Below are 11614 nucleotides of genomic sequence, written 5' to 3'. Positions count from 1 at the left end.
TTGTTACGTTTTGTGAGTTCCAGGTTTTGGTGCTTTTTTTTTTTCAGTTTTGTCAGTATCAGGTTTAGCTGCTTGATTTTGTTCCGGATTGTCAGTAACAGGTTTAGTTGCTGGATTTTTCTCCGGATTATCAGTAACAGGTTTAGCTACTGGATCTTGCGCTTGTTTATTAGTATCCTGTTTGGTTACATCTTCTTTAGAATCTTCTACTTGAACAGGAACTGAAATAGGATGAAGCATTGTTCCTAGAGGAAAAGCGATTTGAACTGATTTTTCTCCAGTTTTTAAAGTTGGATTAAATACAGTATCAAGTTTAATTTTTCCTTTAGCACCTTTTGAAGTTTCTACTTGATCATTAAATATTAGTTTTAATTTATTATCTTTAGCTGTTATAAAATATTGACCAATATTTTTTTGATCTGCTACTAAATTCCCTTGCGAATCTTTAGATACTTTTAATGCAAGTGGTATTTGAAGTACTGCGGTATCGTTTGCATGTACAACTTGTTGATCTTTTATTGACCAAGCGTATTCAACTTGAATAGTCGATCCTATCTTTATTAAGTTGTTAGGATTTTTTGCTTCGTCAATAATATGATTAGTTGCATCTTTCATTTCAACAGTGTCAAATAATGAATCTCCTGTTAAGGTTTCCGCTCGTACTTGATTGTATGGAAAACTAGCAAGCTGCGAAAATAGTACGAATACAGTTAAACATATATTGAAAAGTTTTTTCATTGTTCCTCCTCTGAACATTCCTTTGTCCATTGGGGACTTATTCCACATGAACAAATGGAATATTAAAAGTATTTGTTATAAGCGATTTGTTTTTGCTATCCCTCCATTTCTATACGCGTTCTCCGACAAAAAAGATGATATTCAATGTAGTGTTATTTAACGTAAAACAAAATGTATATTTACACATTTATATGGAAATATACACAATTCGACAAAAAATGTCGAAAAAAATACTGATATAAAAATGATATCAGACCTTTATAGGTGAGAGTTTTCATGTAAATCTAATAAAAAGAATGGTTATAAAGGTAAGTTTTACGATACATGCTAACCAAAGTAATGTATCCCTTTGTGAAGGCTTGTTTTTGCCTTAAGGTTATGTGGAAATAAAAATCTAGATAGGGTTGATTTTGGTCAGAATGAAGAAAATATGTACTTTGAAAATAGTCATCTATTTTGTCTAAAGAGAGTTTTACGATTAGTGGACCGAAGTGGAAATACGATTATTTCTTACATTGTTAGAGGAATATAAGAATTACAGAATATTCGACTAATCCGTTACTACGGTCATTTTTGAAACTGTTTCAAACAATAAAAAGGAAGGTACGTTACTTCTTAGTGACAATATCTTTTTAGTAAAGATAAGCCTAAATAACCTCCGCTAAAGATTATATACTTAAATGATAAAGAGTTCAATAACATTTCATATATTTTCCAAAAACGAAAAAACGACTGTTTTATGTAGAATCAATCTACAAAACAGTCGTTTTTTCGTATTATATTTCTGTTAAAATTATCGGCTCACCACGTGTTACGACAACTGTATGTTCACATTGTGCAACAAGGCTTTTGTCAGGAGTAACGAATGTCCAACCGTCATCACCGCGCTCGATAATATGATCAGCTTTCATAGAGATAAATGGCTCTACAGCGATAACAAGACCGTCTTTTAGAAGTGCACTATCCATTGGATCATAATAGCTTAAAATGTGGTTTGGTGCTTCGTGTAAACTAAGACCGATACCATGACCAGTTAAGTTTTGAATAACATTGTATCCACTTTTATGTGCGAAGTTTGAAACCGCACGACCAATCTGATTTTGTTTTGAACCAGCTTTAACTTTTTTCATTGCTGCCCAAAATGCGTCAACAGCTGCTTGGCAAAGTTTTTCTTTTTCTTCGTCTTTCCCAAGTACAAATGAGATACCCGTATCTGCATAATAACCATCAAGTGCGGCAGATACGTCGACGTTTACTAAGTCGCCTTCTTTTAATACACGATCTCCTGGAATGCCGTGAGCAACTTCTTCATTTACACTAATGCAAGTTACACCAGGGAAATCATATTCTTTTTCAGGTGCAGAAATAGCACCATGCTCATCTAATACTTTTTTACCGATCAAATCAAGCTCTTTCGTTGTCATACCTGGCTTCGCTTCTTTTTTCATTTCTTCACGTGCAAGCGCAACGATGCGGCCGATTTTTCGTAAGCTTTCTAAATCCTGTTCATTACGAATAATCATGAAAACCACTGTCCTTCCTCGAATATATATCTTACCCGATTGTATCATGTTTATTTTCGTCCTGCTACTCGCTTGCGGTATGCGGGTTGATTACTCATACAAAGAATACATGACAATTGTCATATCGATGTCATGACGCATCATACTGTTTCCTAACTTTTCCAAGGAATACAATGTAAATATAAGAAACAGCGGGGGTGGAGAGATGGAAAAGGTTATTGAGATAAATGGTGTTACTAAAACATTTAAACATAAAAACGCAGTAAGTAACGTTTCATTTCACGTGGATAAAGGGGAAATAGTAGCATTACTTGGACCAAATGGTGCGGGGAAGACGACGATGATTTCGATGATGCTTGGATTAAAAGATCCTACAGAAGGGACAGTTTCTATATTTGGAAAGAGTCCAAAGCATAGAGGCGTTCGTAATAGCCTTGGTGCAATGTTACAAGAAGTAAGTGTGATTGATAGCATTACAGTGGAAGAGGCAATTGAGCTATTCCGCAGTTATTATACAAACCCGGTAGCGAAAGAAACATTACTACAGTTATCAAATTTGGAATCAGAGCGAAAGCAAAGATGTGAAAAGTTATCAGGTGGGCAAAAAAGAAGATTAAATTTTGCACTCGCACTTGCTGGAAATCCAGATTTGTTATTTTTAGATGAGCCGACAGTTGGAATGGATATTACGTCTCGAAGAACGTTTTGGGAAACGATTAAAACGTTAGCAAGTGAAGGGAAAACGATTATTTTAACAACACATTATTTAGAGGAAGCAGATGCGTTGGCGAATCGTATTTTATTGTTTGCGAACGGAAAGATTATCGCAGATGGCACACCAGATGAAATGAAAGCGACGATTTCTCGAAAAACGATCTCGTTTTATTCGAAAGAAAAAATCCCTAAGAGTTTACTAAAGGAATTACCGCATGTAACAGAAGTACAGTCAAATGAAGGGCGCTTCACTTTAACGACGGAAGATACAGATGCCACTCTACAAGCAATTTATCAGAAGAATCTACCTGTAACAAATGTTTCTGTTGAACGTGGAAGTCTCGATGAAGCATTTGAACAGTTTGTCGCAAATCAAAAGGGGGAAATTGCATGAAAGCTTTATGGATGCAATGCAAAATAGAAATTTTACGTACGTTTCGTAATAAATTATTTATCTTTTTCTCATTATTAATGCCAGTTATGTTTTACTACATTTTCACAAATGTTGTGCAAGTGCCACAAAACGGAGATGCGTGGAAAGCACATTATTTAATTTCTATGGCGACTTTTAGTATTGTAGGGACTGCACTTTTTAGTTTTGGTGTGAGACTTTCTCAGGAAAGAGGGCAAGGTTGGACACATCTTCTAAAAATTACACCGCTTCCTGAAGGGGCGTATTTAACAGCAAAAATTATCGCTCAAACAGTAGTAAATGCTTTTTCAATCTTAGTTATTTTTATGGCAGGGATATTAATTAATCATGTTGAGTTAACGGTAGGACAATGGATTGGTGCTGGATTATGGTTATTGTTAGGTGTGACACCATTTTTAGCGTTAGGAACAGTAATAGGTTCCATTAAGAAGGCAGACGCAGCTGCTGGCCTAGCAAATATTTTAAATATGAGTTTAGCTGTAATTGGCGGGTTATGGATGCCGATTGAAGTATTCCCGAAAATATTAAGAACGATTGGTGAATGGACACCGACATATCATTTTGGAAGCGGTGCATGGGATATTGTAGCTGGAAAATCAATTGGATGGGAAAATATCGCGGTACTAGGAGGTTATTTCCTTATATTTGTTGTAGTATCAATATATATAAGAAAAAGACAGGAAGCGGTATAAATGATAGAGAAGAGGATTGAGGTTTTTCCGAAACATATGGGATTTTTTCCGTATATGTGGCTCGTATATTTGTTATTTCCAATTTATAATTTAACACAAGTATCAGGATGGAAACTTGTAATGGGGATCGGTATGTTGATAGTCTTCATTATCACATACCGTCAACTTTATTTTGTTCAGAAGACGTTCGTTTTGTGGGCATTTATTCAAATGATATTAACCTTTTTATTTGCCATATTTTATAATCCTTTCATGATATTCTTTGGCTTTTTCACGGCAAGTGCGATGGGCTTTGCGCCAAGTAAGAAAGTATTTCGAGTGCTACTATGTCTGTTAGTTGTAATGCTCGGAGCATTTGTATTTGTAAATATGAATCAACTAACACCGGCAAATTTAGTAAATATCGTTCCGATGTTTATTTTAATGCTTCTTACGCCATTTGGTATGCGTAATTTTAATCAGAAAAAGATGTTAAAGAACCAATTAAACGAAGCGAATGAGCAAATTAAAGATTTAGTAAAACGTGAAGAACGGCAGCGAATTGCACGGGATCTTCATGACACGTTAGGTCATACGTTATCTCTTATTACGTTAAAAAGCCAGCTTGTTGAGAAGTTAATCGTAAAAAATCCAGAGCGTGCAAGTGTGGAAGCAAAGGAAATTACACAAACATCTCGTACCGCTTTAAAACAGCTGAGGGAATTAATTTCTGATATGCGCATGATTACAGTAGAAGAAGAGCTTGAGCAAATAAAAGCGATCTTACAAGCTGCTAATATTGAATTAGAAATAGAACAAGAAGCGAGTGCAAGTTCGTTATCACCGATTGAACAAAATATTTTAGGAATGTGTTTACGTGAGGCTGTGACGAATGTTGTAAAACATAGTAAGGCGACGCAGTGTACTGTTTCTGTATTAGAATCACAAGGTGAACTGATTTTGAAAGTAGAAGATAACGGAATTGGTTTAGAGGATCAAAACAATGATGGAAATGGTATTCGCGGTATGAAAGAACGAATTGCTCTTATTGATGGATTTGTTGAACTAAATACGATACATTCAGGGACGCTATTAACAGTAAAAGTACCAGTGGTCATTAGAACAGGAAAAGATGAGGTGAGGGTATGATTCGAATTATTATTGCGGAAGATCAACGGATGCTTCGTGGTGCATTAGGAGCCCTACTTGATTTAGAAGATGATATGGAAGTGATTGGGCAAGCTGCGAACGGAGAAGAGGCGTTAAAATTAATTGAATCGTTAAAGCCAGATGTAAGTATTATGGATATTGAAATGCCGATTCAAAGTGGATTGGATGTCGCTGAGACTTTAAAGAAAGAAAAATCATCATGCAAAGTAATGATTTTAACAACATTTGCAAGACCTGGTTATTTTGAACGAGCAATGAAAGCTGGTGTGCACGGATATTTGTTAAAAGATAGCCCAAGTGAAGATTTAGCCGCAGCGATTCGTAATGTAATGAAGGGAAAACGAGAGGTTTCTCAAGATTTAATGTTTGGTTTATGGCAGGAGCAAAATCCGTTGTCAGATCGTGAAAAAGAAGTATTGTTACTTGCTAAAGAAGGAAAGACTGCAAATGAAATTGCGAAAACACTTTATCTTTCACCGGGCACAGTACGTAATTATATTTCTGAAGTGTTAACGAAGCTCGACGCGAAAAATAGAATTGAGGCAATTACAATTGCGGAAGAAAAGGGATGGATATGAAAAGAAGTTTACCTACGAACGGTAAACTTCTTTTTTATTATTATACTTCTATTACTCTATTTATTTTTTGTAATGGTTTATAACCATGTGCTTCAAATGCTTTTGCAAATTCATTTGATACGGCATTTCCGTATAAATCTTTTGCAGCTTGTACGATGTGGGATTGGAGTGATTCAAAATCTTCAGCTGAAGTTGCGTAATTTTGCAATGTGCGCATAACAACTTTACTTACTTTTTCGTTGCCTTGTTTTTGAACAGCAACATTGTTATATGTTTTACCTTCAGCTAATTGATATAATACGTGGCTGATGATACCAGAATTTACGTGAGACTCTTGATTATTTCCATCGTTATAAAAATCTTGTAAGTTTGTATATAATTTATGACCACCGTCACCAATTTCTCCCGGGATGTCACGGATTGTTAGGCCACCTAGTGTATCGCCCATAATCCAGTTTCCCTTATCTTTCTTTACATAATATTCGATTTGTGTGCCCCAGAAATCTGCTAGTCCCTCGTTTAACGCAGATGTTTCAGCGCTTGGATATCTCACAATTTTATTCTTTGTCGTACCGCTGAATACAGCATGTCCAAATTCATGGGCTGTTACATCAAGGGCTGAAGTGAGCTTTCCGTTTAAACCATCACCAAATACCATTTGATTCCAAGCAGGGTGCCAAAATGCATTTACATAATCTTCTTTTACACCATCACTAACTTCAGTAGAATCAAAACCGTGTACACTAGCAACAACTTTTGAATCTTTATTATCGTAACTTTTTAGATTATGTTCTTTTTTGAAGTAGTCATAAATATCACTCATATTCTTCATAGCACCCGCTGCTTCTTTATCTGCAAAGTTAGGAGTGCTACTTGAAACTAGTGTCCCTGGATAACCAGCTTGACTATATCCGCCGAGAGAGTCCGCATAGTTTGCATTATAAATATATATGCCAGTTCCGCGTGATAGATCAGCTAAATAAAATTTTCCGTCAGTCCCTTTGGCGATATTGAAAGAGATGTTTTCTTGAAGTGCATTTTTCCCGGTTCCTTGCTCACTTGTGGGGGATAGTCTAGGTGATGTTACTTGATTTATAGTTTTATTCTCTTTATTTTTAATGAATTTTTCTTGGAAAAGTACCTCGCCAGTTTTTAAATCAAGGATTGCATTACCGTTTATAATTTGTTCATTATTTTCGTAAGTAAAGGTAATAACAGTTGCAAATGTGTAATATCCATCTTTTTTCTTATAAACAACGGTTTCGTTGGAGAATTCTGTCTCAGTCGCATCGTTTGGAATTTGAAGTATATCGCGTAATTTAGATTTTACTTCATTTTTCGACAAAAAATTTGTTATAGTAAGATTAGGTTGTTGGTCTAAATTTTGGACAACTTTACCACTAACAGTTGTAATTACTCCATTTTTATCTACGTTTACAATAAGATCTTGGCCATATACTTTATATTTTTTGTAAGTTTGTGCAAGGCGAACTTCGGTTTGATTTTCTTTTGTTTCTTTATTTGTAGGTTGAAAATCAACATTTTTTTCAGTTGTAACTTGCTCTTGTTGAGCTTTAGCCCCGTTTACCTCACCTTTTAAATATTTTTTAGCAATATTCTCTTTCGTATCATTTTGAGGTTCTGTTAATTTTCCGATTGTTAAACCAGGCTGAGCAATTTCAACTTTCACTTCATTTTTGTTTAATTCTTGGGCATGAATAGCTTCTGTGGATAAAGGACAAAGGAGACCGAATGTAACGAATGCACTAGCAAGTTTTCTATAATTCATCTATAACACTCCTAATCTATTGTATGTGAGATGAATTGTATGAAACATTTGCCAGATTTTATATATATTATGCATTATTTCATATCAAAAATTGTCGAATTCACATTATTGTAGTGGTATGACAACTCAAAAAATTAGATTGTTATAATGGGATGGTGAGTAAGTATGCACGCAGAAAAATTAGGAATTGAAATTAAGAAAATTAGGGTGATGAGAGGATTAACACAAAAACAGTTATCCGAGAACATATGTCATCAATCAGAAGTGAGTAGAATTGAATCGGGTGCGGTATACCCAAGTATGGATATATTGCAAGGTATAGCAGCAAAATTACAAGTTCCCATTATTCATTTTTATGAGGTACTCATTTATTCTGATATTGAGAGGAATAAGCAGTTAAAAGATCGAATTATTATGCTTTGTAAGCAAAAAAAATATAAAGAAATTTATAATAGGGTATGGAATGAACTGAAAAAGGAAGAATATCATCCCGAGCTTCAGCAATTTCTTCAATGGCAATATCATGTAGCAGCTTACGTATTGAAAAAAATTGATTACGAATATTGTATTTTAGAATTAAAGAAATTGCTCAATCAACAATTGGCAGGAATAGATGTATATCAGAATCTTTATATTGAAAATGCAATTGCAAACATTTATGCTGAAAATGGCTATTTGAAGAAGGCTATTGAGTTATTTGAAAATATATTAAAACAGTTAGAGACATTGCATGATAATAAAGAATTTGATGTAAAGGTGAGACATAATCATGCAAAAGCATTATACTCAGATAATCAATACGAAGAAGCGCTTTGCCACGCAAATAAAGCTATTGAACTATCGTGTCAAATTAATAGTATGACATTGATTGGACAGCTATACTTTCGAAAAGGTGAATGCCTAGCAAAGCTAGGGTCTGATAGAGCAGAAATTGAAGATGCTTACGAAAAAGCATGCTTCTTTTTTGATATGTTAGGAAACCACGCATTAAAAGAATCACTTATGAAAAAAATGAAAAAATAAAAAAGACCTAAAAAACAAATATGCATAATTGCATAAAATGTGGATAAATTTTCATGGTATATTTAAAGAAAAAATGCAGGTGATGGAATATGAAGAAACTGCTTATTGGTAGTCTATTAACGTTAGCGATGGCATGGGGTATTTCATTAGGAGATATAGCATTAGAGAAAAGCCAAATAATTTCTCATAATGATCAAGAGGTACAATTAGCTCAAGAGGTACCTTATGAGTACTAAAAAACAACCGTCTTACTTAGGCGGTTGTTTTTTTATGGAGTAACATCCAAACGTCTTTACTAGAAACAGGTTTGCTAATAAAGAATCCTTGAATGTGGTCACAGTTTTGTTCATAAAGAAATTTCCATTGTTCTTCTGTTTCTACACCTTCTGCAATAACTTCTAAATTTAATTCTTTTGATAGTGTAATAATGGAAGAGATAATTGCTTCCTCTAAAGGACTTGTTGTAATTCCACAAATAAATTCTCGAGCAATTTTTAATGTGTTGATTGGGTATTTTGTTAAATAAGCTAAAGAACTATAACCAGTTCCAAAGTCATCTATTGAAATTTGAATACCGAGATTTTGAAGCTGCTCTAGCTTTGCAACTACAGATTGATTTTGGTTAATAGCGATACTTTCTGTAATTTCAATATCTAGTGCTTCCGGTTTTAGTTCTGTTTCTTTCAACACCTTTGAAATAGTTGGGATTAAATCTGTATGGTTAAATTGAACAACAGATAAATTCACACCAACTTTTAAGTGAGAAAAACCTTGATTATGCCATCTTTTTGCTTCTGAGCAGGCAGTACGTAAAATCCAATTTCCAAGTTCAATAATAAATCCTGTTTCCTCTGCTAGAGGAATAAATTGGGCAGGAGATACGATACCGAGTTTTGGATGTTTCCAACGAATTAACGCTTCAAAACCGATAATTTGTTTTGTTTTTGTGCTTACTTGTGGTTGGTATTCAAGGAAAAATTCATTTTGTTGTAATGCTTTTGAAAGTTCACCTTCTAAGAACTCAATCTCATTTTGTGCAATACTCATTTCTTTCGAGAAGAAAACAAATCTGTTTTTTCCATTTGCTTTCGCACGATACATAGCTAAATCGGCATTTTTCATTAATTCAGTTACATCGGTTCCGTAATCAGGATACATTGCAATGCCGATACTCGGTGTAACAGATAGTTCTTCATCTTTAATGAAGAATGGTTTGTTTAAAATAGTTAAAATCTGTTCAGCTATAAAAGCCGCACTTTTTTCTGAGTACATATCTGGTAATAGAATTGTAAACTCATCTCCGCCTTGGCGGGCAACGATATCTTTTGAACGCAAACATCCGCGTAACCTTTTTGCTACTTCAATTAGTAATAAGTCTCCGACATCATGACCGAGTCGATCGTTAATTTTTTTAAATCGATCTAAATCAAGAAACATGACGGCAACATCATTTGCGCTAGTTTGAGCTGTATTTAAAATAGTCTTTAAATCTTTTTCGAATTTGCGGCGATTTGGTAATCCAGTAAGTGCATCATGAAATGCCAAATGTTCTACTTGTTTTTGTTTTTCATATAAAGTTGTAATATCACGCGCTATCCCAAACATCCCAACAACTTCTTTATTTATAAAAGTAGGTATGAGTGTAATGTGAAGGTAATAGTAATAGCCTTCTTGTTCTTTCGTACGAACCTCTAAAGTTTGTGGTCTACCTTCTTTTGTTATTTGTAATGCTCTTTTTAGTAAGTCATGATCTTTTGGATCAATAAAGTGCAGAAGGGAATAGCTTGCTACTTCACAATAGTAAGCAGTAAATAAGCTTTCACAAGCTGTGTTAGATTGCTGAAAAATACCATGCATATTTAAAGAGAAAACGGCATCAGGATGATCTTCAAATAAAGATTTATAACGTTGTTCACTTTTTGATAACGCAGAAGCACCTTCTTCAACTTCATCTTCTAGTTGTGTAGTCAGCTGTTCATATGTATCAATTAAGACTTTATTATCTTTCCACATGTAAAGTTGTCGCAAGAATAATAAAATAAGTGATAATACAAGACCAATTAACATGAATTTATCATCCCAAGGCTGAATGATAATAAAGGAAAAAGTAATGATTATACTAAAATAAGGCAATATAAAGCGTACATAATCAAATCGATAATATTTCGTTTTTGTTTCATGTTGCATTGGCTTATCTAAAATGTATAGTATGGACGATAAACCAATTAATAAAATCGAAGCAGTATGTATTAAATAAGAGAATTCAGCAGAAGTTTTTATTCCTGTGTTTAACTGGAATAGCTGTATATATCCGTATACAAGAATGATAGTAAAGCCAATAATTAATGAAATTCTACTAGAAGAATATTGTTCTCTTCTATATAGGCTAATAACGGCGTAAATGACTAATGATTGTGCAATAAAATATCCAATTAAAACCCACGTATCCTTTGTTAACGTATGAAAGCTTGAAAGATCTAAAATAAAGGTTAAGGTAAAATAAATATTCATAATAACGATAAAGATACTATCGAATGAAAATTGAGCAAGGCCTCTAATAGAGTAATGTTTTATGAACTTTATAGCAAATCCAGAAAAGAGTAAAATATATTGTATGATGAAAAAAGGTAGTGCCTCATAAGAGAATAGGACTTGATCGCATATAGAAAGTGAATGAAGGAATAAAGTTATCTCCATAGCCAATCCACATAGGCAAGTACATAATAATAACACCCAAAATAATTTATCACCACGCTTCATTTTTTTTATTGCTTTATAGGAACAATAACAAGAAAAGATTGCGGCAAAACAAAATAAGAAAAGGATTCCAATTTCTTTTATGTTCCACTCATTTGGAATAAGGAATATCCAAAGAGAAAATACAATTATATACATCATGACAAATTGTACATATTTTTTTTGATTAATCATATGATGACTCCGTTTCAATAAAGTTGAATCGCAGGATGAAAATG

General features: G+C 34.0%; 9 protein-coding genes and 1 pseudogene. 6 read left to right on the top strand and 4 right to left on the bottom strand.

The window, feature by feature from the left end; all coding sequences use genetic code 11:
* Positions 1-15: 15 nt before the first annotated feature.
* Positions 16-738: pseudogene (locus JDS81_RS17320) on the bottom strand (Ig-like domain-containing protein); the annotation flags it as partial.
* Between the two features lie 776 nt (positions 739-1514).
* Positions 1515-2309, bottom strand: coding sequence for a type I methionyl aminopeptidase (gene map / locus JDS81_RS17315; RefSeq protein WP_002106654.1), 795 nt, complete (start codon positions 2307-2309; stop codon positions 1515-1517).
* Between the two features lie 157 nt (positions 2310-2466).
* Between map and JDS81_RS17310 the strand changes: the two genes are divergently transcribed.
* Genes JDS81_RS17310 through JDS81_RS17295 form a run of 4 tightly spaced genes read left to right on the top strand, consistent with a single transcriptional unit; the run spans position 2467 to position 5827 of the window.
* The gene (locus tag JDS81_RS17310) at positions 2467-3369 is read left to right on the top strand and encodes an ABC transporter ATP-binding protein (protein ID WP_097879101.1); all 903 of its coding nucleotides are present in this window, start codon (positions 2467-2469) and stop codon (positions 3367-3369) included.
* Positions 3366-4100, top strand: coding sequence for an ABC transporter permease (locus JDS81_RS17305; protein WP_000646291.1), 735 nt, complete (start codon positions 3366-3368; stop codon positions 4098-4100). The genes JDS81_RS17310 and JDS81_RS17305 overlap by 4 nt, the downstream gene beginning before the upstream one ends.
* Entirely contained in the window at positions 4101-5228 is a 1128-nt protein-coding gene (locus JDS81_RS17300; RefSeq protein WP_097954086.1) for a sensor histidine kinase, read from the top strand.
* Positions 5225-5827, top strand: a complete 603-nt coding sequence (locus JDS81_RS17295; RefSeq protein ID WP_000619274.1) for a response regulator transcription factor — start codon at positions 5225-5227, stop codon at positions 5825-5827. Before JDS81_RS17300 ends, JDS81_RS17295 begins: the two co-directional genes overlap by 4 nt.
* 40 nt (positions 5828-5867) lie before the next feature.
* Here the strand turns inward: JDS81_RS17295 and JDS81_RS17290 are convergent, their stop codons facing one another.
* The gene (locus tag JDS81_RS17290; RefSeq protein ID WP_097954087.1) at positions 5868-7616 is read right to left on the bottom strand and encodes a M4 family metallopeptidase; all 1749 of its coding nucleotides are present in this window, start codon (positions 7614-7616) and stop codon (positions 5868-5870) included.
* Positions 7617-7781: 165 nt separating this feature from the next.
* Here JDS81_RS17290 and JDS81_RS17285 point away from each other — a divergent pair, with 165 nt between their 5' ends.
* Positions 7782-8639, top strand: a complete 858-nt coding sequence (locus JDS81_RS17285) for a helix-turn-helix domain-containing protein (protein WP_000542898.1) — start codon at positions 7782-7784, stop codon at positions 8637-8639.
* An 89-nt stretch (positions 8640-8728) separates the two neighbouring features.
* Positions 8729-8875: a quorum-sensing peptide PapR gene (papR, locus tag JDS81_RS17280; protein ID WP_000734723.1), complete on the top strand. Its 147-nt coding sequence runs from the start codon at positions 8729-8731 to the stop codon at positions 8873-8875.
* A gap of 16 nt (positions 8876-8891) precedes the next feature.
* On the opposite strand, the gene JDS81_RS17275 is transcribed toward papR, so the two are convergent.
* Positions 8892-11570 (bottom strand): DUF4084 domain-containing protein, encoded by a 2679-nt coding sequence (locus JDS81_RS17275; RefSeq protein ID WP_000609942.1) that lies wholly within the window; start codon positions 11568-11570, stop codon positions 8892-8894.
* Positions 11571-11614: the final 44 nt, after the last annotated feature.

The sequence above is a fragment of the Bacillus cereus group sp. N31 genome (genome assembly GCF_016483245.1).
Taxonomy (GTDB): Bacteria; Bacillota; Bacilli; order Bacillales; family Bacillaceae_G; genus Bacillus_A; species Bacillus_A toyonensis.
The sequence above is the reverse complement of the archived record's forward strand: the minus strand, read 5'-3'. Positions and strand labels throughout refer to the sequence as shown.